Annotated in this window: 21 protein-coding genes; 20 read left to right on the top strand and 1 reads right to left on the bottom strand. The window is 41.6% G+C overall.

Translation table 11 applies throughout. The features are described from left to right. The first annotated feature begins 13 nt into the window (after positions 1–13). The 15 genes from BR06_RS0110150 (at position 14) to BR06_RS0110080 (ending at position 18,237) form a co-directional block, all read left to right on the top strand. Positions 14–1,291 (top strand): MBOAT family O-acyltransferase, encoded by a 1,278-nt coding sequence (locus tag BR06_RS0110150; RefSeq protein ID WP_235727708.1) that lies wholly within the window; start codon positions 14–16, stop codon positions 1,289–1,291. A 1-nt stretch (position 1,292) separates the two neighbouring features. Continuing rightward, the gene (locus BR06_RS0110145) at positions 1,293–3,185 is read left to right on the top strand and encodes an ankyrin repeat domain-containing protein (protein ID WP_031482580.1); all 1,893 of its coding nucleotides are present in this window, start codon (positions 1,293–1,295) and stop codon (positions 3,183–3,185) included. Positions 3,186–3,241: 56 nt separating this feature from the next. Continuing rightward, the gene (locus BR06_RS0110140; protein WP_031482578.1) at positions 3,242–3,769 is read left to right on the top strand and encodes a winged helix-turn-helix domain-containing protein; all 528 of its coding nucleotides are present in this window, start codon (positions 3,242–3,244) and stop codon (positions 3,767–3,769) included. Positions 3,770–3,813: 44 nt separating this feature from the next. Continuing rightward, positions 3,814–4,971 (top strand): DegT/DnrJ/EryC1/StrS family aminotransferase, encoded by a 1,158-nt coding sequence (locus tag BR06_RS0110135; RefSeq protein WP_031482576.1) that lies wholly within the window; start codon positions 3,814–3,816, stop codon positions 4,969–4,971. A gap of 87 nt (positions 4,972–5,058) precedes the next feature. Beyond that, positions 5,059–6,174: a glycosyltransferase family protein gene (locus BR06_RS0110130; protein ID WP_031482574.1), complete on the top strand. Its 1,116-nt coding sequence runs from the start codon at positions 5,059–5,061 to the stop codon at positions 6,172–6,174. 47 nt (positions 6,175–6,221) lie between these two features. Then, positions 6,222–7,364, top strand: coding sequence for a glycosyltransferase (locus BR06_RS0110125; RefSeq protein WP_031482572.1), 1,143 nt, complete (start codon positions 6,222–6,224; stop codon positions 7,362–7,364). After that, a complete protein-coding gene (locus BR06_RS0110120) occupies positions 7,364–8,542 on the top strand; it encodes a glycosyltransferase family 4 protein (protein WP_031482570.1) in 1,179 nt (392 codons plus the stop codon). Before BR06_RS0110125 ends, BR06_RS0110120 begins: the two co-directional genes overlap by 1 nt. Then, a complete protein-coding gene (locus tag BR06_RS0110115) occupies positions 8,535–9,494 on the top strand; it encodes an NAD-dependent epimerase/dehydratase family protein (protein ID WP_031482568.1) in 960 nt (319 codons plus the stop codon). Before BR06_RS0110120 ends, BR06_RS0110115 begins: the two co-directional genes overlap by 8 nt. A gap of 2 nt (positions 9,495–9,496) precedes the next feature. Continuing rightward, on the top strand, positions 9,497–11,197 hold the full coding sequence (locus tag BR06_RS0110110; protein ID WP_031482566.1) for an ABC transporter ATP-binding protein/permease: 1,701 nt from the start codon (positions 9,497–9,499) through the stop codon (positions 11,195–11,197). A gap of 26 nt (positions 11,198–11,223) precedes the next feature. Continuing rightward, positions 11,224–13,410: a carbamoyltransferase family protein gene (locus tag BR06_RS19720; RefSeq protein WP_051677002.1), complete on the top strand. Its 2,187-nt coding sequence runs from the start codon at positions 11,224–11,226 to the stop codon at positions 13,408–13,410. A gap of 14 nt (positions 13,411–13,424) precedes the next feature. Further along, positions 13,425–14,423: an NAD-dependent epimerase/dehydratase family protein gene (locus BR06_RS0110100; RefSeq protein WP_031482564.1), complete on the top strand. Its 999-nt coding sequence runs from the start codon at positions 13,425–13,427 to the stop codon at positions 14,421–14,423. Then, complete coding sequence (locus BR06_RS0110095) at positions 14,423–15,589, top strand: LegC family aminotransferase (protein ID WP_031482562.1); 1,167 nt, start codon at positions 14,423–14,425, stop codon at positions 15,587–15,589. The genes BR06_RS0110100 and BR06_RS0110095 overlap by 1 nt, the downstream gene beginning before the upstream one ends. A gap of 4 nt (positions 15,590–15,593) precedes the next feature. Continuing rightward, positions 15,594–16,304 (top strand): acylneuraminate cytidylyltransferase family protein, encoded by a 711-nt coding sequence (locus BR06_RS0110090; protein ID WP_031482560.1) that lies wholly within the window; start codon positions 15,594–15,596, stop codon positions 16,302–16,304. Continuing rightward, positions 16,301–17,197, top strand: coding sequence for a glycosyltransferase (locus tag BR06_RS0110085; RefSeq protein ID WP_051677001.1), 897 nt, complete (start codon positions 16,301–16,303; stop codon positions 17,195–17,197). Before BR06_RS0110090 ends, BR06_RS0110085 begins: the two co-directional genes overlap by 4 nt. Further along, a complete protein-coding gene (locus BR06_RS0110080) occupies positions 17,185–18,237 on the top strand; it encodes an N-acetylneuraminate synthase family protein (RefSeq protein WP_031482555.1) in 1,053 nt (350 codons plus the stop codon). The genes BR06_RS0110085 and BR06_RS0110080 overlap by 13 nt, the downstream gene beginning before the upstream one ends. A 19-nt stretch (positions 18,238–18,256) precedes the next feature. Here the strand turns inward: BR06_RS0110080 and BR06_RS19235 are convergent, their stop codons facing one another. Continuing rightward, complete coding sequence (locus BR06_RS19235) at positions 18,257–18,616, bottom strand: hypothetical protein (RefSeq protein WP_034602984.1); 360 nt, start codon at positions 18,614–18,616, stop codon at positions 18,257–18,259. A 191-nt stretch (positions 18,617–18,807) separates the two neighbouring features. Between BR06_RS19235 and hisF the strand changes: the two genes are divergently transcribed. The 5 genes from hisF (at position 18,808) to BR06_RS0110050 (ending at position 23,887) form a co-directional block, all read left to right on the top strand. Continuing rightward, complete coding sequence (gene hisF, locus BR06_RS0110070) at positions 18,808–19,551, top strand: imidazole glycerol phosphate synthase subunit HisF (protein WP_031482551.1); 744 nt, start codon at positions 18,808–18,810, stop codon at positions 19,549–19,551. Next, the gene (gene hisH, locus BR06_RS0110065) at positions 19,535–20,164 is read left to right on the top strand and encodes an imidazole glycerol phosphate synthase subunit HisH (protein WP_169738235.1); all 630 of its coding nucleotides are present in this window, start codon (positions 19,535–19,537) and stop codon (positions 20,162–20,164) included. The genes hisF and hisH overlap by 17 nt, the downstream gene beginning before the upstream one ends. Positions 20,165–20,175: 11 nt before the next feature. Then, entirely contained in the window at positions 20,176–21,375 is a 1,200-nt protein-coding gene (locus BR06_RS0110060; protein WP_051677000.1) for an N-acetyl sugar amidotransferase, read from the top strand. Positions 21,376–21,465: 90 nt separating this feature from the next. Further along, positions 21,466–22,491: a nucleotidyltransferase family protein gene (locus tag BR06_RS0110055; protein WP_031482545.1), complete on the top strand. Its 1,026-nt coding sequence runs from the start codon at positions 21,466–21,468 to the stop codon at positions 22,489–22,491. Then, positions 22,478–23,887: a capsular polysaccharide export protein, LipB/KpsS family gene (locus tag BR06_RS0110050; protein WP_169738234.1), complete on the top strand. Its 1,410-nt coding sequence runs from the start codon at positions 22,478–22,480 to the stop codon at positions 23,885–23,887. The genes BR06_RS0110055 and BR06_RS0110050 overlap by 14 nt, the downstream gene beginning before the upstream one ends. Positions 23,888–23,973: the final 86 nt, after the last annotated feature.

The raw sequence follows: 23,973 nt of genomic DNA, 5'->3' as shown, positions 1-23,973 counted from the left end.
AAAGATCTTTTTGGTGTGCGCATCCTTTGTCTTCTACGCTTGGTGGAAGACAGAATATCTATTTTTGCTCAGCGGAACCATCATCTGGAACTTTCTCATGGCAGAGGCCATGCATAAGTGGCGGAGTAAGGGGCTGCTGGCTTTAGCCGTATGTGGTAATATATCAGTACTTGGCTACTTCAAATACAAAAATTTCTTTTTCGACAACATTGCCGGACTAACAGGGCTGCCCTCTATAACTGAAAAAGTTATTATTCCGCTAGGTGTCAGCTTCTATACCTTCCAGCAAATTTCTTTTTTAGTTGATACTTATCGTGGAAAAGCTAAGCGATGTAACTTACTTGACTACTCTCTATTTGTTTCATTCTTCCCACAGCTTGTGGCCGGACCAATCAGTTATCAACATGAAATAACGCCTCAATTCAACGGACCGAAAGCCGGTAAACTGAACTACACAAACATAGGGCAAGGGTTCTTTCTTTTCAGCATGGGGTTATTCAAAAAAATCGTAATTGCTGACTCTCTTGCCCCGTATGTTGAAACAGGATTTGACACAGCTTTAGCTCTTCCGTTCTGGGATTCATGGGCAACAAGTTTAGCATATACCTGCCAACTATATTTCGATTTCAGCGGTTACACAGACATGGCTCTCGGGTTAGGGTTACTCTTCAACATTAAACTACCGAATAACTTTAACTCTCCCTACAAATCTTCAAATATCCAAGATTTCTGGAGAAGATGGCATATTACACTTAGCCGCTTTGTCCGGGACTATATTTATATTCCGCTCGGAGGCAGCCGCAAAGGAAACTATAGAACTCTCGCAAATCTTTTCTCATCATTTTTGCTAATTGGGTTGTGGCACGGCGCAGGTTGGAACTTCGTATTATGGGGTGGCCTACACGGCGTTGCGATGGTGGTTCATAGAATCTGGCAGAATACAGGTGGCAAGCTTCCAACTTATGCAGGCTGGATTTTAACCTTTCTATACGTCAATGCTTGCTGGGTACTCTTTAGAGCAACAACGACCTATGACGCCATAAAGATCTTCAAAGGCATGCTAGGCATGGTAAATATTGGATTTTCAACGGCCCTGACTCTAACAGATGATTTCATACTACTTGGCGCATGCATCGGACTAGTTGCTTTTACAGCCCTTTCCAAAAACTCTGTAGAAGCGGCTCATGACATGAAATTTTCTTTCAAGGAATCAACTCTGGCATTAGCCCTATTTATGATCTCCTTTGTAAAGCTATACTCTCATCAAACCTTTCTCTACTTCGATTTTTAATATGACTGAACGTAATTGGACCATACGGACTCTCTCAACGCTGGCAGTGCTGGTGATTGGCTTAATTGTCGCTGTTAACTTCGTCGTAGATCCCTATGGAGAATTTCGCTTAATTGAGAGCGACTACAACAGGCTCAAGCTTAAGGCAGAAAAAACTACAGCATTGCACGTTGCCTCTAAACTATATGAGGGAAAACACGCGCTTGTATTTGGAAGCAGCAGAACAATGCTGCTTTCTTCAGAAATAATGGGCCAGCCAGTACTTAATTTCAGCACATCTATTTACAATAACCCTGGGAACGTACTTGCCCTGCTCAAGCTGCTTGACAAAAAGCAGCTTGCAAATATCACTCATGTTTATTTCCTGATTGATATCAACAGCTTTCATTACACTAAACCGGCAAATGAAATGACCGGGAAAAACGCCCTCCTACTTGAAACAATACAAAATATCGGTCCTGAAAAAATTACCAATGCTTGGGACTGTTTGCTAAAAAACAATGGACCGCACAATAACACAATCTCCATCAAATATATTGATGAATTCGGATCTTTACACAAAAAAGACAGTCCATATAATGACAAACAAGTAATTTTTTCAAGCCACACCGTGACAAAATACTATTTGGAATCCATTGCAAATTTAGTAAATTTTTTGGAGAATAAAAATATCTCCACCACCTACTTTCTAATCCCTTGGCTTAAACCATTTAGTCCTCAGCAGCAGCGTATGCTCGAACCAATATTACGCAAAATAACTCAGATATGTAAAAAAGTTTATAATTACCATTTAAATACGATCTTAACCGGTAATACAAGTTTCTTTTCAGACCCTTCGCATTTATCTGCAAAAGGCTTGAAAAAATTCATCCCTATTCTTTTATCTAACGGCAAACCGATGGAGTCAAATAAAGCTCCCATTGAAGATCAGGTCTTAAACTATCAAACCATCACTCTTAATCAGTTAAGAAAGATTTACGCCGAGCAATCTTTACCTGACGCTTTCTGTAAAAACCTACTAGATAGCGGCAACACAAGTGCTTTGTTCGCCATCCTTGAATTGGAAGAATTTGTTAACCTACGAAGAGCACTAATCCTTAATACTTTTTTAGACGGGAAGCACGAAAGATTAAAACCACTATTGGAAAATGGGTATCCGTTCAATACAGATGAAAAGCTCATGCGCGAAGCACTGCAACATAGTATCATGTCAGGTAATTCTGAGAGTGTGAAAAACGCACTATTGCTTGGCGCAGACCCTAACGGGCAAGTACAAATGGGAGACTCTCCCCTTCTCATTGCAGCACGTTTTTCCCCTGATCTGAATGTCATCAACTGCCTGCTCGATATGGGGGCCGACCCGAATTATATAAATAAAGACTCGACAAGCTTCATGCACTTCAACGAAAGTGTTTTTACACTTTCACTTAAGAATAAAGATCTCTTTAACTATTTAAAGAACCGCTACCCCAAGAACAAACTAGCCAAGCACGCCCTTTTGCTAACTAAACTTGAAAACAACGATCAAACAAGTGCGGATATCAAAGAGTTCTCCTCCTTAAACAAGGAGTTTTATAGTGCCAGATCTCCATATGTTGCCCGTGGTTTTTTATTAAACCCACAAAATAATTTTCTAGTTACGCATGGAGATAAATTCACCCTTCATCTCAGAAAAGAAAATTTCAATATTACCCCCTTAGAAGCTTACGTATTCAGCTCGTTAAATATTAACAAAAAAGTTTTTAGTATCATCAATGACACTTTTCTACACTCAACGGGACATACTCAATCCGGCTCAAAAGAAGATAATATACATTTTACACAAATCTCAGAACTAGTTCTTAACATACTATTTTTCCTACAAGAAAAGAACGCGATCATAATTTTCAACTAATTGATTCGCCTCATATCGTTGACAGTTCGTACAGAATAACCTAACAAACTCGCATTATGTTAAAGGAACTATTTACATCAAAAACAAGAATAAAACTTCTGCTTAAGTTATTCCTAAATCCAGGAGTATCCTCCTATTTACGTGAATTAGCAGCAGAATTTGATGTCTCTCCCAACGCAATGAAGGAAGAACTGGACGGCTTAAGTGATGCCGGATACCTGAACAAGAAAAAAGAAGGGCGTTACATATTCTACAACGCCAACTGCTCTCACCCCTTCTTTCCAGAAATCAGCTCCATTGTTCGAAAATATATCGGCATTGACCAAATACTTGAGTACATCCTATCCACTATCGGTGACGTCGACTCTGTTTACGTTCTTGATGACTATGCCAAAGGCATTGATTCAGGACTGATCGACGTGCTTATTATTGGAGACGATGTCGATTCGGATAGAATTATCGACCTCTGCGCAAAAGCCGAAGAAGCAATTCAGCGCAAAATAAGATTTATGGTCCTAGGTTCCACCGAATTTAAAAGCACAAGCGATATATATTTAAAACGCCCTAATTGGAAAATTGTTTAATAACTATAAAAATTGAATCAGCCTAAAGACGGAGAATTAATCTCATGAATATCCCATTTATTGACCTTAAAACACAGTACGCAAGAATTGAAAAACAAGTCCGTAGCAATATGGACGCAGTTATGGAGCACGGAGCCTACATCATGGGCCCTGAAATTCCAGCAATTGAAAAAACCCTTGCGGATTATTGTGGAACCAAACACGGCCTCGGCTGTGCTTCTGGAACCGATGCTCTAACTCTCGCACTAATGTCTCTAGACATTAAACCGGGCGATGCAGTTTTCACCACGCCTTTTACTTTCTTTGCAACTGCGGAAGCTATAGCTCTTCTGGGTGCAACTCCAGTCTACGTAGACATCGACCCTGTGACCTTCAATATTGATCCTGAGAAACTCGAAAAAACAATCGAAGCTCTCAAAGGTGACGCGAACGGCTACCCTCTCCCTAAAGTGGAAGGGCTAACCGCACGAGGCATTATCACAGTAGGAATCTTCGGACTACCTGCTGATTACGATGCAATCAAAGTAATCGCGGATAAGCATGACCTGTTCATTATTGAAGATGCGGCTCAAAGCTTCGGCGGCGAATACAAAGGTAGAAAATCCGGTTCACTAGGCGACATAGCCTGCACGTCCTTCTTTCCAGCAAAACCCCTCGGTTGCTATGGAGATGGCGGCATGTGCTTCACAGATGATGATGCACTGATCGAACGTTTACGCTCCCACCGTGTACACGGACAGGGTCCAGATAAATATGACAATATCCGCCTCGGAATAACCGGCAGACTGGATTCACTTCAAGCTGCAGCACTTCAAGCTAAATTTGAAATTTTCCCTGAAGAAGTAGAATTGCGCGACAAGGTTGCTGCAACCTACGCAGAGCTTCTAGGAGACATTGACGGGCTGACTCCGCCATCAACTCCTGAAGGAGATCGTTCAGTTTGGGCACAATACTGCCCCCTTGCAAAAGACAGCGCACATCGCGACAGGATTCAGGCTGCACTTAAAGATAAAGGTGTAGCTTCTCCAATATATTACCCTATCCCGCTTCACCTTCAAACAGCGTTTAAAGAACTCGGTTACAAAATGGGAGATTGCCCTGTCAGTGAGAATACAGCGACACGTATTTTCGCAATTCCAATGCACCCCTACCTTAAAAGGGAACAACAGGAATACATCGCAGACGCTATCAGAAACGCTTAATTAATTTTAAAGCCAAAAATGTTTTCTCCTCTGCGGTTGTCAGCTAGTGCCGACAACCGCAGATTTCGAAACTAAAAGTAGGTATAGATGAGTAAAACACTGATCATCGGTAACATTGCCGGAGCCGGATATAGAATCAAAAAATCCATCTCAAGAACAGGACTTGATATAGACATCTTAGTTTCTGACAATGACCTCAATAGGACCGACGACCCTTCATGGGAAGATCTAAATGCCGTAAAAGGAATCGATTTTGATACCTTCACTAACGCGCTTAGTATCGATGACAGCGACTTTCTCTACGGTAATAAATTCACCCGCAAACTGTATCTGTACGCTAAAATTCGCAGCCATATACGCCGGAATAATTATACATTCGGATTACCTATGGGGATATGGCCCATACTTTTCCACGAAATGAAAATTCCGTACGTCTGGCTCTGTGCCGGTAGTGATGTGCGCGAAGTTTTAGGCGGCACATCTCCGCTTTCATATTTACTTCAAAATGCGATGAAAACATGCCAAGGCATTGTCACCCCTGCAGACGATTCAATGCTCAAAATTTTGCGTAAATTTATTCCTGAAGAAAAGATGTTAATCATCCCTAACTACCCCATCGATACAGACATTTATCAGGCCAAAGGAAAACCTAAGGGACCGTTCCGAATATACCATCCTAGCCGACACCTATGGTACGGGCTTGAAGCGTCAGTTTCAAAGGCGAATAACTGCCTGATGGAAGCTGTTGCAAGATTAAAAAATGAGACCGCAGTTGAACTTGAAATGGCTGAATGGGGCAAACATCTTAGCCAATCCAAAGAGCTTGTTTCTAAACTAGGTCTTGATGATGTCACCTCATGGCATGGCCTGATTACCAAACCCGAAATGGTAAAAAAATACCAGCAGGCAAGCTGTGTTGTAGACCATGTCGGCTGGGGAATGGTTAGCCAAACTTCACAGGAAGGACTCTCCTGCGGAAAGCCTGTTCTGGCCAATATGAGTTCTTCTGTGCTTAAAAACTTTCCAGACATTCCTATCATCAATGTCTCTGATACTGACTCCTGCTATAAGGCGTTACATTCCCTTGCCACTGACGATGTATTTTATGAGACTAAACGTCTGCAATCTCACTCTTGGCTTAAAGATAACTGGTCGGTAGAAGTTATGGGCGATAAAATAATTAACTTTTTCGGACTTAAATAACGGCTTTATCACGCGTGCAACTAAATCAGGACACCCAGCCAGCTAAGATGCAAAAAACTCTGCTTGTCATAGTAAATGATCGCCTTTCCCACATAATTGAAAAGGGCGAATTAATTGACCGCTATTATAATCCCGGCGGCCTGTTCAAGCACGTGCACATCCTGATGACCAACGATGATAAACCAGATATCAATGCTTTACAAAGGACTGTCGGAGATGCCGAATTAACTCTGCACAACATTCCTTCAGGTATGCGACTTCTAGCAAAAACCCTGTGGAGACCTTTTCTCCTCAAAAATTGGGCTGACCAGGGTCTTGAACTGGCAAAAGAAATCAAGCCGCAGCTTGTCAGGTGCTATGGAAATTTTCTTAACGGATATCTCGGGGCGCGCATTCGCGAAGAGCTTAAAATACCACTATTTGTATCCTTGCACACGCAGCCTGACGCGACTCGAGCAAGGTCGGAAGTGGGCTTCAAAACCCAAGTTTTTTATCAACTCTCAAAGGGAGTAGAAAATTATACTTTGAGATACGCAGACAAAGTAAGTTGCGTATACGGCTCGATTGTTGATTATGCTCTCAAGCGCGGAGTCAAAGATCCCGTGATCGCATACAATGTCATCAACCCGGGCGCTCTTTCGCGCAAACAGAGCTATAGTTCTAAAGGACTTCTCCAAATTTTATATGTCGGGCGACTTATTCCTGCCAAGAACCCTGAAAACATAATTCGAGGAATGCAAGGCAAGGATGCCCAGCTCACAATTGTTGGCAGCGGCTCAAAAGAATCCGAATTGAAAGAGTTGGCTTCAGAACTTAATATTACCGATAGAGTGCGCTTCATCCCTGCCCTGCCTAATGATGATCTTTGCCGCACAATGCATGAATATGACCTATTTGCGGGGCACTCCCAATACAGTGAACTTCCCAAAACAGTCCTTGAGGCTTCACTTTGCGGATTGCCCATTCTTGTAAATTCACGCAAAGGTAAGGGCGTTCCTGAATATAAAGATGGCTGGGCACTATTAGTTGCAGATTCCGCTAAAGGCTACAGTTCAGGCATTGAGTACTTTTCAAATGAAAAAAACCGAAAATATTTTGGGACTCAAGCGGCGGAACATGCGAATTCACACTGGGCACCTGAACATGCAGAATCTGTTTTTACGGAAATTCACAGGACGCTAACAAAATAATGAAAAAACCAATACTTTTCATAGCATACGACTTCCCTCCCATCCTTTCGCCAGAGTCTATTCAGGTTCAGCGCAGAGCAATTGCGCTCGCACAAAATGGGCATCAAGTTCATGTACTGACCTCATGCGATACTCCGGATTTTGAATATCTCGACTCCGCTCTTTGCCGTGAACATGAAAACATAATTATTCACCGCGTAAAAAAACTTCCGGCAGAGAAGGCTCTGCACTACATCTGTGGCGGACTTGAAATCACTGACCGTAAGCTCTGGTGGAAATTTCCAGCCAAGAAAGCCGCTCTCAAAATTATTTCTGAATTTAAAATCGAAAATATTTATACTCACTCAAGTCCACTTGTTAATCATTTAGCAGGATTTGAAATTAAAAAAGATATTCCTAAGATCCACTGGACTGCACACTTTTCTGATCCATGGTCCATGAATCCTTATATTTCATACCGAACTGGCTTGCAGAGAAAAATCAACAAGCATCTGGAAGCAGGTATCCTTTCAAAGGTTGACAAAATCACCGTCACCTCCGAAAAGACACGCGATATGTTTGTTAACGGACTTAAGGCTGATAGCTCTAAAATCAGAGTTTTGCCGCATGTTTTTGACCCGGATCTATACAGTGACAATAAGCCTACTGGCGGCAAAAAAATAATTGCTCACACAGGCAATATTTATGGATTGCGGACTGTGGTTCCGCTCATTGAAGCAATTGAACAAGTTCAGCCGCAAAATTTGGAATTTCACTTTTATGGCCGCATGAAAGAGGATGAACGTGCACTGGCTCAAGAAAAATGTGCGGATACAATCAAAATTTTCGACCCAATTCCGTACCTTAAGTCAATTCAGGTTCTTTCAGATGCTGATATATTGCTGGTAATCGATGCGCCGTTGAATAATTCGCCATTTTTCCCTTCCAAGCTTGCGGATTATATCGGAGCAGGAAAACCCGTTGCGGCACTGACTCCGCTATCATCCACAACGACTGATATTGTACGCAAAATTCAGAATAATATGCTTGTCGCAGACAGCTCAGATGTGCCGGCAATCGCGGCTTTGCTCAAGAGACTTGAGAATGCTGACGAGTCCATGCTGACTGCCGGCAGTAAAGATCTCTACAACATGAATAACAACTACGAAAATATACGTGAGGCTTTGACAGATGAATAATGCCAAGATTCTAGTAACTGGCGGCGCCGGAGCAATCGGCCTGAACTTAATTGAAAGACTACTTCGCGACGGAGTAGGACAGGTACTTGTTCTCGACAATCTTTCATCAGGATATCAGAACTATCTTCCAGACGATGAGCGCATCATTTTTCATAATTCAGATATCGGAGATATTGATTCTTACCGCTCGGTTATGGAAGAATTCAAGCCGAACTATGTTTTCCACTTAGCAGCACATTTCGCAAACCAGAATTCAGTGGATCACCCGTTCAAAGATGTTCAAGCCAACATCGTCGGAACCATGAATCTGCTTGAAATATGCAAAGAGAACAAAGAGCTTAAAAAGTTCGTGTACACCTCTTCATCCTGCGTATACGGAAACGCCGAAATCATGCGCGAAGATGATTACATCTACCCGCACGAAACTCCCTACGCGATTAATAAGTACACCGCTGAGCTATACGTTAAGTACTACGCCACCATGTACGCACTGCCTTGTGTGTCTATAAGAGTATTCAACACTTATGGCCCATATGAACCGCACGGCGCATATCGCAATGTAATTCCTAATTTCATCGTTCGCGCAATGAAAGGTGAACCGCTAAATATTACTGGAGACGGAACCGAAACCCGTGATTTCACATTCGTAGGAAATACAGCCCAACTTCTAACATTGGCTGCTACTGCCGACGTAAAAGATGGTGATGTCTTCAACGGCGGAACCGGAACTCCGACTCAGATCATCGCGCTTGCAAAAATGATCCTCGAATTCACAGGATCAACATCAGAAATAGTTTTCATAGAAAGACGCGACTGGGATGCAGTAAAAGATCGTCTTTCAGACATTTCAAAATCAACAAAAGTTTTGAAATATATCCCCGAAGTGCCACTTGAAGTGGGCCTTAAAAAGACTGTTGACTGGTACATGAATGATTACGAGTTTGAAGGGTAAAAATGATTAAAAAGCTACTGACGATCCTTTCACCAAAAGATCGCAAAAAGTTCATTTTGCTGATGCTCTTTACTATCTTTGTTTCATGCATTGAAACCGTTGGTATATCTGCGGTCATGCCCTTTATTGCAGTAGCCAGTGATCCGGCTTTGATAGAGACGAACAAGTATTACCATTATGTTTATACTTTTCTAGGCTTTCAGAGTCCCAAAGATTTTATTGTAACTTTTGGCTTAACTTTCATCGGCTTTTTCATATTTAAAAGTATTGTAAACTTAACTTCATTCTATTTGATGAGCCGCTTTTCCCAAGGCAGAGCACATTCAATTGCGAAAAGATTATTCAGTAATTATCTTTTTATGAGCTATCAGCGATTCGTAGGAATGAACTCAGCAAGCCTATCCAAGTCACTAGTCTCTGAAACGCAAAATATGGGCAACATGTTCATGGCAGTTTTATTGCTTTGTTCAGAATTTTTTGTCTTGATCTTTCTATATGGCGTACTACTTGCCGTTGATGTTAAGATTACAATTGCCTTGACTGCATTCTTAGGCGTCATGGTTTTAATTCTATTTAAGACCATAACCAAAACAATCACTGTACAAGGCCGCAAGAGAGTGGATCACCAAGAAAAGTATTTTAGAATTGCCGGTGAATCATTCGGTAACATGAAAGTTATCAAACTTATGTCTAGTGAATCCATGACACTTGATAACTTTCTTAAATCCAGCAAGGGGTTTGTCTGGGCAAACATTGTCACAGCTTCCCTTTCACATGTCCCTAGATATTCGCTCGAAACTCTCGGATTTTCTACACTGATCAGTATCGTTGTTTATGTTGTATATTCTTCAAACAACGTGGCAGCGGTTTTACCGATTGTAACAATGTACGCATTGGCTCTCTACAGACTGCTTCCTTCTGTAAACCGCATTGTATCCAGCTATAACAATATCATGTATTACAAAAAAACCCTTGATATTGTTTATGATGATTTCACTATACAAACTCACCCCTTAGGGGAATCACCTCTCACTTTTGACAAAACGATAGAGCTTGAAAATGTCAGTTTTAATTATGGAGAAGCTACGCCAGTTCTTGAAAAGGTCAATTTGACTATCAAATCAGGCGATAAAGTGGCTCTCATAGGTGATAGTGGCTCAGGTAAATCAACTCTGGCTGACGTAATTATAGGAATGTACCCTGAATATTCTGGTAATATATCAATAGATGGTACCAAACTTAATACCGAAAACTTGAAATCTTGGAGATCATATATAGGATATATTCCGCAAAATATTTATCTCTTTGATGCTACGGTTGCTGAAAACGTCGCCTTCGGTCGCCCGGTGGATATTGAGAAAATAAAAAAAGCCCTCGTTCAAGCTGACATACTCGACTTTCTAAATAAAAAAGAAGGGCTTGATACAATGGTTGGCGATGGCGGAATAATGCTCTCCGGTGGGCAGAAACAGAGAATAGCCATAGCACGTGCTTTGTACGGAAATCCAAAGCTTCTTGTGCTTGACGAGGCGACATCTGCGTTAGATAGTGACACTGAAAGCCGCATCATGGACAAGATTTATGACCTCAGTGGAGATAGAACACTGCTTATCATTGCTCACAGGCTCAGCACAATTGAAAGGTGTGACAAGGTTTATAAAATTCAAAATCAAAATATCATCCTTACAAATTCTAACATTTGAGAAATCCCATACTACGGAGAAAAATCATGATTACTCTTGGAATAATGAACCATGCCAGCCATGACAGTGGAGCGGCAGTAGTTGTTTCTGACGAGACTGGAATAAAGAACATAATATCTATTTCAGAAGAAAGACTCTCCAGAGTCAAAGTTAACTACTTTTCACCACTCAGATCGATTGACTACTGCCTATCAAACCTTGGACTAACCCTGGATGATGTTGATGTAATATCAACTGACTACATGAACGCAAAGAGATTTGATAACAGTACTCCTGTATATAGAAAGCTTGAACACGATTACATTAAACTCATCAGCACAATAGACCGCGAAAAGGTTAATATATACCGCCATCACGAAGCCCACGCTGCATCGGCATACTACATGTCTGGATTTTCTGAGGCAGCAGTTTTGAACGTAGACGGACTGGGAAGTGAGTATGAAACTATCTCGCTTTATAAAGGTAAAGGTAACAAACTTGAACTGATAGATAGATCAGAACTCTGGGGTCTAGGAAATCTATACACAGCCATTACCAGACAGTTGCTTAACTTCGGCAGAGGGCAGGAAGGAAAAACAATGGGCCTTGCCGCCTTTGGGAGAAACAGCAACAAAAGAATACTTAATTTCGAATCTTCATATGACGGATTAAATCTAGATTACAGCAACTTCATGACTCGCTCTCCTAACGGGAAGATTAATCCAATTGATATTCTGCCTTGTCCAGACAGATCTCTTGTGACAAGCGACCTCTATGCGCAGATTGCATACGATGTCCAAGAAGAAACTGAAAAAGCCCTCATGCATCTTTTAGAATATGCAAAAGAAAAAGCTGGAACTGATAACGTATGTTTGGCTGGTGGAGTTATTCTAAACTGCCTAGCAAATTACATTATGTTGGAATCAAAAGTTTTCAAAAACTACTTCTTTCAACCTGCAAGCAGTGACACAGGGATTCCCCTTGGACTCGCCCTGCTTCCTCATTTTGAAAAAAATGAAAATTGCAAGCCTGTGACCATGAAAAACGCATATTTGTCTGCAACATATTCAAAAGATCAAATCTCAAACGTCTTAGCTGAAAACAATATTCCACACAAAAAATCTGATAACGCAGAAGTCGCACAGCTATTGGCTGACAATAAAATTGTTGGATACTTCTACGGTTCAAGTGAAATTGGACCTCGGGCACTAGGCCATAGATCTATCTTAGCCAACCCGGGTAATCCTGAAGTTCAGGATCTAATTAATAGAAAAGTTAAGCACCGCGAACCTTATCGCCCATTTGCTCCAAGTGTTTTAGCTGAGAATGCTGCGGATTACTTCGAACTTAACAATGAATCTCCATTCATGCTTCTGGCGCCATGGGCAAAAGACAAATCGAAGGAAATAATACCTGGCGTAGTGCATTTTGATAACACATCCAGAGTACAGACAGTATCTAAAGATACATGTACTAACTACTACGACCTTATATCAAAATTCAGCAAAATAAGCGGCATTCCTGTATTGCTCAACACGTCTTTCAACGACAATGGCGAGCCCATAATTGAAACCCCACTTGATGCACTGATATGCTTCATGAGAACAGATGTTGACTTCTTATACTTAGAGGGGCATTTGGTTTCAAGAGAACAGATCAATCAGAATTTTAATGTTCCTATTCTCATAGAAACACTTGTTTCCCAAAGAAAGCATCTTCTCGAGAAGGAGTACGGGAATCTTATAAGCAAATACTGCCCTGCATATAACACAAATGTGATGACCAGTTACCTCAAATCTCAGGAAACTGCCTCAAATTATAAATCAAAGCATCAAGCACTAGATAACCTTGTAGAGTTATTAATTGAAGCAGATCCAGCTTCAACAGTCATATTCAGTACTCTGCAAACACAAAATATCGTTCAAAAACTATTTCCACTAAAGAACTTTACTTATGAAATAGGAAATGACGTTCTATCTGAACAAGAATCTTTCAAAGAGAAACTTGCACAAATAGAAGAAGGCAATTCAGTTATACAGCTACTATATAATCTGTCTGAGTCCCTCAAAGAAGTCGAGACTTCTGTACAGACAACTCATATTTATGAGATATATTCACAGCCTATAGCGGATTTATTTCCTGACATTGATTCACGCATTCAGCTGAATCTCAGCAAATCGGTTGAGTACAATCGTAGTGAAAACTGGGATTTATTGTTTAACAACTCAAAATAAATTGGAGATTATACATGAAAAATATTATGGTTACCGGCGGAGCCGGATACGTTGGTTCAATTCTACTGCGTCGCCTTCTTGATGACGGCTACGGAGTGGTCTGTGTCGACACTCTTAAGTTCGGCGGAGAATCCATCCTCGATATATGGGAACACCCCAACTTTACATTTTACAAGACAGACGTTGCTGACGCTAAAGCCATGGACAAAATTATGGCTGATAGCGACCTGCACGGAGTTATTCACCTCGCAGCAATCGTTGGTGACCCTGCTTGTAAACTTTACTCAGACGAAGCTCACAATACTAACTGGGGCGCATCTGTTTACCTAGTAGATAAGTGTAAAGAACTTGGAATCGAACGTTTCATTTTCGCTTCTACTTGCAGCAACTACGGCAAAATGGCTGATCCTGAAGGATACGTTGTAGAAACAAGCCCGCTCGCTCCTATTTCTCTATATGCAGAGCTCAAAGTTAAGTTTGAAAACTATTTCCTCAAAGAAATGGAAAAAACAGACGCTCTCTGCCCTACATCACTCAGATTTTCCACTGTGTACGGCATGTCTCCCCGCATGCGGTTTGACCTCACAGTAAACGAATTCACCAAAGATTTAGCTCTTGGCAAAGAACTCGTTATCTTTGGTGAGCAGTTCTGGCGCCCTTACTGCCACGTAGCTGACTTCACGAATGCAATGATGACTGTTCTTGAAGCTCCTAAAGAAAAAGTTGCTTACGACGTATTCAACGTCGGTGAAACAGCTGAAAACTACACTAAGAAAATGCTCGCGAACGAACTGGACAAACTTTTCCCAGAAGCGAACATCAAATACGTTAAAAAAGATGAAGATCCTCGCGATTACCGTGCTGATCATACTAAAATCAAAGAACAGCTCGGCTTCAAGATCACTAAGACCGTTCCTGAAGGCATGAGAGAAATCAAAGAAATCGTTGAGCTAGGCGTTATCAGTGATCCTGAAGGCCAGCAGTATTACAACATTCCTCACAAGAGAAGCTAATGACCCTCGCCTCTGAAATTCTAAAAAGTATGCAAACAGTGCTCCCGCAGGGTGGAGGATTCCTCCCCCTGCATGAGCCTGTATTTCCCGGCAACGAACTGGCTTACACCAAAGAGTGTATCGATACGACTTTTGTCTCATCTGTGGGTAAATTCGTAGACCAGTTTGAAAATATGCTAGCCGATTACACTGGTGCGAAGCGTGCAATCGCCGTTACCAATGGTACTGCAGCACTACACATGGCTCTCATGCTTGCCGGAGTTAAAAACGGAGATGAAGTTATCATCCCGGGCCTAACCTTCGTAGCAACAGCCAATGCAGTCGCATACATCGGAGCAATTCCACATATTGCTGATTCCGAAGAGACAACTCTCGGCCTCGATGCAGCCAAGCTGGATGCACATCTTTCAGAGGTTGCAGAAGTTCGCAATGGTGAATGTTTCAATAAACAGACAGGGCGCAAAATTGCGGCCCTAGTTCCCATGCATGTCTTCGGTATCCCTTCAGACATTGAAGGTCTACTCACGCTTTGCGAAAAGTTCTCTATTCCTATGGTCGAAGATGCGGCCGAGGCGATTGGCTCTTTCTACAAAGGAAAGCATTGCGGTCTGTTTGGAAAAGTTGCTTCACTTAGTTTCAACGGAAATAAAACCATCACCACCGGTGGCGGCGGCGCAATCCTGACCGACGATGATGAGCTAGCTGACCTTTGCAAACATTTGACCACAACAGCCAAAGCGCCGCATAAATGGGAATATTTCCATGACATGATCGGCTACAATTACCGCATGCCTAACATCAACGCAGCTCTTGGTTGCGCACAGATGGAAAAGCTGGACGATATCATCGTAAGCAAGCGTAAATTAGCTGAAGCATACGCGGCTGCATTTGCTAACATCAAAGGTGTTCGCTTTCTAACTGAACCGGACGGATGCAAAAGCAACTACTGGTTCTGCACCATAATCCTTGAAAAAGGGATGGAGGCGGAAAGAGATTCAATCCTTGAAGCTACAAACGGCGCGGCGTATATGACCCGCCCACTGTGGACAGCAATGCACAAACTCCCAATGTTTGAAAACTGCCCGCGCACAGATATGAGTGTTGCTGAATCCCTTGAAAAAAGGGTTATCAATATTCCTAGCGGCGCAGGGATTCTCGGAGTTTAAAGACGTGAACTCTAAAAAGGCCATAGCTGTCATACCTGCACGAGGTGGATCCAAGCGTATTCCGAAGAAGAATATTCGCGAGATGCTTGGCAAGCCGATGATTGGATATACTATTGAAGCGGCTATTAAGAGCGGGCTGTTTGAACGGGTAATAGTATCGACTGATTGCCCTGATATAGCAGGGATATCCAAGTCATTAGGGGCGGAAGTCCCTTTTATGCGGGACCAAAGCATAGCGGATGATATAACCCCTGTTTCAGCTGCAACACTTGATGCACTAAACAAAGTGGACCCTGACGCCAATAAATATGCTTATATATGCCAGCTTATGGCCAATTGTCCCATGCGTGACAACATGGATATTATTGCAAGCTTTGACCATTTTATAAAGCAAAAGGCGCGCACTCAAATCAGTGTAACCAAGTACGGCTGGCTGAATCCGTGGTGGGCCATGGAAATGGAAAAAGGCAAGCCCCTTAAACCATTATTTGAAGAAAAACTTAAAGAAAGAAGTCAAGATCTTGCCACACTATTCTGCCCTACAGGGGCAATATGGTGGGCAACATGTGATGCGTTGCGCGAAGAAAAGACCTTCCACGCTCCTGACAGAAAGGGTTTTGAGCTAAACTGGAAGAACGCTGTTGATATTGATGATGATGACGACTGGGCAATGGCTGAATTCTTAATGACACAAAAGTTCGGAGTGTCCCGTTGAGTTCAACTGCACTCTACACCACTATTTATCCAGGTGAAGAACCCTATATAAAGCCGTGGTTTGATTCTGTCGCACTTCAGACCGACAAGGACTTTGACATAGTTATCGGGCTGGACTCATTCACGCCTGAACAGGTCTTTAAAAATGCCGGCATAAAATTTGAAGCCAAGTTTGTACAAGCTGATTCTGGTGCGACTCCGGCTCAGGTTAGATCTAAAGCTTTTGAAATTATTATTGCTGAATACGATCAAGTCATCTTTACGGATAGCGATGACATTTTGCACCCGCAAAGAGTTGCCAAAGCAAAGAGTCTCCTAACAGATTGCGATCTCTGCGCCTGCGCACTAAATATCATCGACACAGACGGGACAGATCTTAGCACCATTTTTCCAGTCAAAGAAAGTGAAGAACTACCAACATTATTGCCAAAAGCTAATGTTTTCGGGTTGTCCAACACAGCTTACCGTTGCGAACTGTTAAAGAAGCTGATGCCATTCCCTCCAGAATGCGTAATGCTAGACTGGTTCATGGTAATAAAAGCATGGCTACTAGGGGCAACAATTAAAACAACCTCTATGCCACTCATGCAATACAGACAGCACTCAGCCAATACGGCGCGAGTTCTTGCTCCTTTTACTACTGAACAAATTTTAAAAGCTTGCACTCTATTAAAACTGCATTACTCCCTTTTGGAGGAGCATGTATTGCCAAGCTTTACAGACAAAGCAAAACCATTCACAAATGCTTCTAACGATTTAAAAATTTTTATGGACTCCATGTCCTCGCCTGACACTCTCAATAGATATGTTAGGAATCTAAACAAACTTGACGAAAAACATATTTGGTGGTCGTGGATAGCACACCCCGAACTGGAGGAAATATGGAAAAATTAAATTTTAACGGGCGCCTTGTCGGTCCCGGTGAACCACCTTACTTTATCGCGGAAATAGGCTCCAACCATAACGGAGACATGAACCTCTGCAAAAAGATGATTGATTCTGCAGTGGAATGCGGAGCAGATGCAGTCAAATTCCAGTCTTGGAGCAATAAAACGCTTATTTCCAAAGCAGAATACGAGCGCAATACCACTTACACTGACACAAATCGTCACTTTGGCTCACTTAAAGAAATGGTGGACAAATACCAGTTCACTCACGATCAACACAAAGAAATTTTAAACTATTGCAAAGAAAAGAATGTGGACTTCATGTCATCCGCTTTTTCCCCGGAAGAAGTCGATATGCTCCTCGAAATGAATGTGCCTTGCATTAAGCTTGCGTCGATGGACGTAACCCACATCCCACTTCTGAAATACATCGGAAGCAAAGGCTGCCAGGTTATGCTTTCAACCGGCATGGCAAGCATGGGTGAGATTGAGACCGCAGTTAACACATTGAAAGAAGCCGGCTCCGGCCCAATCGCACTGTTTCACTGCATTTCTATTTATCCTCCTGAGTATGAAGATATACACCTGAATAACATGAAAACACTTGAGCAGGCATTTGATGTGCCGGTCGGATTCAGCGACCACACTATAGGCTCAGCTGTTCCTTTAGCCGCAGTTGCACTCGGTGCATGTATTATTGAAAAACATTTCACTACGGATAAAGATATGGATGGCTGGGATCACTGGATTTCCGCTGACCCTTCAGAAATGACCGTGATCTGTAAAGACGGCTTAAACGTATGGAAAGCCCTAGGTTCTGCAGCTCGCATTGTCAGTGAAGCTGAAATGGAAAAAAGAAAGAAATTCCGCCGTCGCATGGTTACAACCCGCGCGGTTAAAAAGGGTGAAGTATTCAAGGCTGTTGATTTCGATTTTCTAAGACCCGGAACGGGAATCGGACCTGAAGAGCTTGAATATGCTGTCGGCAGAACCGCAGCCCATGATCTAGCGGATGGCGACGAAGTTGAGTGGACTAATTTTGCTTAATATCTAAGGATAAGCACTATCAAAAATTATCGTCATTAAATTCATCAAGCCACATGATCAATCTTGCTTCAACTTTATCAAGATAAATCATAAATTGATCAATTTTAGACTCCTTCACAAGGCATACATATAGAGAGGGTGGAGACTGTAATTTACTGGAAAATAGGGCTGTTTTAAAACCTTGCTCTAAAATTCTATGGTTAATAGAATTAGCAAGGTAATATCCCCATTCCTTGCAAGTTAAATCTGATTTAAAACCATTATCGTCGACAATGGTTATCTGCTCATCGACTGAGAGATTTAAACTTCCACAATCAGAAAGAGATATATCATTGCCAGGAGAAAAAATTCTCACAGGCTCTGTTTTGGTGAATTTCATAATAACACTCACTAATAATTATATTTTTTGTTAACAAGTTAATCTGAAAGAAATAATTCAAACACGAACATATTGACAACTTGTTCAGTTTTACCTAACGAACAAGAAAAACTTGGATGGTTCAAATTTAAACAACCACCCCATGTCATGTTAAAAAGTCCCAATCAGACAAAGGGCTTCAGGAGCTTAAAGTGAAAACAAGAGTTATTGCAAGACTAGATGCCAAACCGCCATATATAGCAAAACCAATCTTTTTTGAAGGGTTACGTAAGGTTGGAATGCCTGAAGAGCTAGCTCTAAAATACAGTTCCGCCAATGCTGACGAAATCTGTTATATAGATATTTATTCAAGCCTCTGTGATAGAGAAATTAAACTCGAACCTATTCGTGCTGTTGCTTCTAAAATTTTAATCCCATTTGCCGTCGGCGGCGGGATACGGTCAATTGATGATATGAAAGCTTTATTTGCTAATGGAGCGGACAAAGTAATCATCAATTCATACGCAGTAATGCAAGATCCATCAATAATTGACAAAGCGGAAAGCCTTTTCGGCAGCCAAGCAATTACTATTCAAATAGATGCTAAACGGAAAGACTTGTGGTGGGAATGCTACGCGGACTGTGGAAAAAACCCCACAGGTAAGAATGTTCTTGACTGGGCACTCGAAGTAGAAAAAAGAGGAGCAGGAGAAATTTTGCTCAGCTCAATTGACCACGACGGAGCAAAAAGAGGATTCGACTCAGAACTTATCCGTAAAGTTAATGAGATCACAACTATTCCTTTAATCGCAGGAAGTGGAGCAGGGTCCATTGAACACATTACCAAGATGGCTTCAATAGCGAAACCCTCTGCTGTTGCCCTTGCAACGGTCCTCCATGACGACATAGTTACAATCAAAGAAGTGCAAGATGCACTTAATGGCGAAAAAGGTTAATCAGATGAAACAGACTATCGGTGTAGTGAATATTGGATCTTGTTGTAATATTTTTAATATATCCAAAGCTCTCAACTTTATTGACGCCAGTGTTGTAATTGTTGAAACAGCCGAAGACCTCGAAAAAGTAGATAAAATATTACTCCCTGGCGTAGGAAATTTTAAGCATGCATTAGAAGACCTCGAGCAACGTGAACTAATAGCACCGCTAACTGAAGCAATTAAAATTAAACATACTCTCGGAATCTGCCTTGGGATGCAAATCCTTGCTGAGGTTGGCTTTGAAGACGGGGAAAATAAAGGTTTGTCCATCATTCCAGGAAAAGTAGAACGCATGGATGAAAATCTAGAGCTACCACACCTAGGATGGCGTAAACTACAAATGCCCGCCAACAAGAACATCCTCTTTGAGGGCATCGAAGCTACCGACGAATTTTACTTCATGCATTCATACGAATTTAAAAATGACAACGTTGCTATAGCTACAGCAGACTATAATGGATACAATTTCATTTCTGCAGTTGCTCAGGAAAACATTTTTGGCCTGCAATTTCACCCTGAAAAAAGCAATTCTCAGGGTATCCGCATTCTGTCCAACTTTTATAACCTTTAGAGGATTTGAATATGCAACATAGAGATACCCAAAAAAAATTCAATCTTCCAAAAGAGATCAAATTTTGCAAACGCTGCACCATGTCTAATCAGCGTCCTCGCATCTCTTTCAATGAAGAGGGAATTTGCTCAGCCTGCCAGTTTTCTGATTATAAAGATTCTGATATTAATTGGGATGATCGTGACCGCGAACTACGCGAACTTTGCGACAAGCATAGATCGAAAGATGGCAGCTATGACGTTATTGTTCCTTCAAGTGGCGGGAAAGACAGTGGCTTTGTAGCGCACAAGCTTAAATATGAATACGGTATGCATCCTCTCACAGTTACCTGGGCACCAGCACTCTGGACAAATGACGGCATGCGCAACTATGAAAACCATATTGTTGAGGGTGGCCTAGATAATGTCATGGCCAAGCCCAGCGGTAAAGTTCATAAGCTCCTAACCAAGCTATCTTTTGAACTGCAAGGTGACCCATTCATGCCCTTTATCTTTGGGCAGTACAACCAGCCCCTAAAGATGGCAGTAGAGCACAACGTTAAGCTTGTAATGTATGGTGAGAACTCAGAGGTTGAGTACGGTGGATCTATGAAGCATGCATACCATCCTGATGTTCCAATTCAGGATGTCGAAGTGATGAACATGCATGGATTCACATTAGATATTATGCACGAACATGGCATAACCGAGTCAGATTTAAAAATTTATCGTAGACCCTCGCACGAAGACCTCGAACGCGTAGGCGTCACTCTTCACTATATGGGCCATTACACGAAATGGATTCCACAAGAAAACTACTATTACTGTGCTGAACATAACGGGTTCAAACCGTTTTACAAACGCAGTGAAGGAACTTATTCTAAATACGCCTCCATTGATGATAGATTAGACGGATTCCACTTTTTACTGATGTTCATCAAATTTGGTATTGGCCGTGCGACTTCCGATTCAGCTCATGAAGTTCGCGATGGACACATTACGCGAGAAGAGGCAGTTGGATTGGTCAAACGTTTTGATGGCGAATTCCCGAGCGACAACTATCAAACCTTTTTAGAATATTGCGGAATATCTGAAGAATTCTTCTGGAAAGTCATTGATAGTTGGCGTTCCCCACATATTTGGGACAAAAAAGACGGAGAATGGGTTCTTAAAAAGGCCGTTTGGCACGACGAGGCCTTAAAGGAAGCTGCGGAGCCAGCAAACAAGTCATAAATGACTGAGATATTGAATAATTTAGCTGAAGCCCTTCCCTATAATTGATTAGGTAGGGCTTCAGCTATTTAAAGAAACAACAGGACAATAATGCTATTTAAGCTTGTTTTAACTGAGAAAACGACATTTGAAGATGCCCTTAAAGCGGTCGGAGAATATGGATACGGCTTTGTCCCGGTGGTTAACTCAGAGAACCATCTTCTTGGAATTATTGCAGACGGAGATATACGGCGCGCGGTCCTTGAAGGAAAACGCGATATAAACTCCATCATAAATAAAAATCCGTACACTCTTAGTGAAGGTATTTCGCGCAATATGGCTGTCCAGACCCTGCGCAAAATTACCAGAAGACAAGCTCCGATAGTTGATAGTGAGGGAAAGCTCGTTGACGTAATAACCCTTGACGAGCTGGACTATAATGCAAAGCCCAATGTTGCAGTGATCATGGCGGGCGGGCTCGGAACTAGGCTTGGAGATCTAACCAAAACAACTCCAAAACCAATGCTACCGATCGGTAATAAACCTGTCCTTGAGTATATTATTGAATCCCTCTTCAAGCACGGATTTACCAACTTAATGATCAGCGTAAATTACAAATCTGAGATCATAAAAGACTATTTTAAAGATGGGTCTGACTTCGGTGTCCAGATCGAATACATAGAAGAAACCAAAAGATTAGGCACAGCTGGTTCATTAGGACTTATATCCCGTAAACTAGAGCACCCTTTTCTCGTTATGAATGGTGACATTCTGACGAACCTAAACTTCGGACATCTGCTTGACCACCATGTTAACAATAATGCAGAATTAACTGTCTGCTCAAGACAATTTAGCTATCAGTTGCAATATGGAATTATTGAGCAAGAAGAAGGAAAAGTTGTAGGGTTTAAAGAAAAACCATCCATGAACTTCCAGATAAGCGCGGGAATATACACATTGTCCCCCGGTATTATTGACCTTATTCCTGAAGATGTATTTTATGACATGACTACGGCAATTTCTGATGCCTGTGAAAAGGGACTGCACGTAAGCACATTCCCTCTTGACGGTTACTGGATCGATATTGGTCAAAAACAAGATTACCACAATGCGATTAACGAATATGCTGAAAAATAAAAAAGACGCTGTACTCCTACTGGGCAGGGGCCCTCTCTTTGCTGCCTATATTCAAGGCCTCATAAATGGATTCGAAGATAAATACGAAGTAATTGTGGTTGACGGAAGTAGCGTCCAATACACTGGCAAGCACACGCGCTTAGAAGCCAATTACTACACCCAAAATGCAAGCTTCAACATGGATGAAATAAAAAGAGTTGAGAAAGAGCTAGATTTAAACATTTATTACTCATACTCAAACTATTTATATTATGGTCGCTTGGCACAAGAAGCAAACATTAGATATGATATTTATTGGCTGACAAAAGAACAAATAGCTAAACAGTTTTACTCTTCATACTGTTTCTTTAAAAAAATATTCGATGACTATAACGTTGTATTCGCTTTCCATGATACCATCGACCAAGTTTACTCTTTTGTATTGGAGGCATTTTCCAAACAAATGGGATTTGGATTCTATCACACCTTTATCATTCCTGGAATTTTTAATAACAGACTACTTAACGGGACAACCCGAAAAGTAATTAACGCGCAATACAAATTTGAGCTGACGAACAGCACACCTCCCACTGAAAAAGAGTCCGAATACATCGACCAAATCATAGACTCTTTCAACAAAGAGAAGCCTATGATGGACTACCTTAAAGTCCGCCCCACTAGCCTTTTCAATCGGTTTGAAGTTTTAGGACTAATTAAAAATTTCAAATATTTGCCCTATGCAATAAAAAGACTAAAGAACAGAATTTATATTAAAAAAAGAACTAAAAACTTTTCCGTCGAAAAAGCAGGTAAATACATACTGTACTTTTTCGCTCACCAACCCGAATCTGTGACGACTTCTGCAGCCCAAGAGTATGTAGATCAATGGAAAATCATCGAAGAACTTTCAATAAATGCTCCTTCTGATATTAATATTGTCATTAAAGATCATCCGTTTGGGTACGGCTGGCGAGGCAAAAACTATTTCGAAAGAATTCTCAGACTTCCAAATGTATCTATGGCTCCAGTTAACTACCCGGGAAAAGAACTCATACGCAATGCTCAGGCCATTTTAACGATCAATGGATCCGTAGGCCTTGAGGCTATGATGTATGGAGTTCCGGCATTCACAATAGGAGATGCATGGTATTCACATCCAGAATATATCCCTAACCTCTCAAGCCCAGTTGAAATATTAGATAGACTTTCTGACAAAAAAATCAGTGAAGCCCAGCGAAGAAAAGTTTTACTTGCTGCCTATAGGTCCAGCGTAGACTTTAAAGTAGAATACACTCCTGAAATAACAGAAGAAAAAATAAATTCTGGGATAAGACTAGCGCATCATATGATTAAGCATAGCGACTTCTACTTCCGTAGGTACGAAGAAATACAAGCGGAGTTGCAGGATGCGCAATAATATCTATTTTGGTGGAACAAATCTATAATGTACCCTCAATTCATGATTCGGCCTGTTTCTAACAGGTATATTGCCCGAGTTGCCAG

Origin of the sequence: Maridesulfovibrio frigidus DSM 17176, from assembly GCF_000711735.1 — a bacterium.
Taxonomy (GTDB): domain Bacteria; phylum Desulfobacterota; class Desulfovibrionia; order Desulfovibrionales; family Desulfovibrionaceae; genus Maridesulfovibrio; species Maridesulfovibrio frigidus.
The sequence above is the reverse complement of the archived record's forward strand: the minus strand, read 5'-3'. Positions and strand labels throughout refer to the sequence as shown.